Source organism: Serratia sp. CY74737 (assembly GCF_052166775.1).
GTDB classification, from domain to species: domain Bacteria; phylum Pseudomonadota; class Gammaproteobacteria; order Enterobacterales; family Enterobacteriaceae; genus Serratia; species Serratia ureilytica.
Genome location: NZ_JBJNOF010000037.1, coordinates 1 through 1,084, shown reverse-complemented (window position 1 = coordinate 1,084; position 1,084 = coordinate 1). Strand labels below are relative to the sequence as shown.

1 protein-coding gene is annotated in these 1,084 nt (G+C 53.9%); it reads left to right on the top strand.

The genetic code is table 11. The annotated features are described in order from the left end of the window. A partial coding sequence (gene tuf / locus ACJ8PE_RS25010) for an elongation factor Tu (protein WP_060417749.1) occupies window positions 1-1,080 on the top strand: 1,080 nt, incomplete at its 5' end. Between the last annotated feature and the right edge of the window lie 4 nt (window positions 1,081-1,084).

The following is a 1,084-nucleotide window of genomic DNA, read 5'->3' as shown; positions in this document are numbered from 1 at the left end:
CTGGCTAAAACCTACGGCGGTTCTGCACGTGCTTTCGACCAGATCGATAACGCGCCAGAAGAAAAAGCTCGTGGTATCACCATCAACACCTCTCACGTTGAGTATGACACCCCGACTCGTCACTACGCGCACGTTGACTGCCCAGGGCACGCCGACTACGTGAAAAACATGATCACCGGTGCTGCTCAGATGGACGGCGCGATCCTGGTAGTTGCTGCGACTGACGGCCCAATGCCTCAGACCCGTGAGCACATCCTGCTGGGTCGTCAGGTTGGCGTTCCTTTCATCATCGTATTCATGAACAAATGCGACATGGTTGATGATGAAGAGCTGCTGGAACTGGTAGAAATGGAAGTTCGCGAACTGCTGTCCGCGTACGACTTCCCAGGCGACGACCTGCCAGTGATCCGCGGTTCCGCGCTGAAAGCGCTGGAAGGCGAAGCTGAGTGGGAAGCGAAAATCATCGAACTGGCCGAAGCCCTGGACAGCTACATCCCAGAGCCAGAGCGTGCTATCGACAAGCCGTTCCTGCTGCCAATCGAAGACGTATTCTCCATCTCCGGTCGTGGTACCGTTGTTACCGGTCGTGTTGAGCGCGGTATCATCAAAGTTGGCGAAGAAGTTGAAATCGTTGGTATCAAAGACACCGTTAAGTCTACCTGTACTGGCGTTGAAATGTTCCGCAAACTGCTGGACGAAGGCCGTGCTGGTGAGAACGTAGGTGTTCTGCTGCGTGGTATCAAACGTGAAGAAATCGAACGTGGTCAGGTACTGGCTAAACCAGGCTCCATCAAGCCGCACACCCAGTTCGAATCTGAAGTGTACATCCTGAGCAAAGATGAAGGTGGTCGTCACACGCCATTCTTCAAAGGCTACCGTCCACAGTTCTACTTCCGTACTACTGACGTGACCGGTACCATCGAACTGCCAGAAGGCGTAGAGATGGTAATGCCAGGCGACAACGTGAACATGGTTGTAACCCTGATTCACCCAATCGCGATGGACGACGGTCTGCGTTTCGCAATCCGTGAAGGCGGCCGTACTGTAGGCGCTGGTGTTGTTGCTAAAGTTATCGCTTAATCGC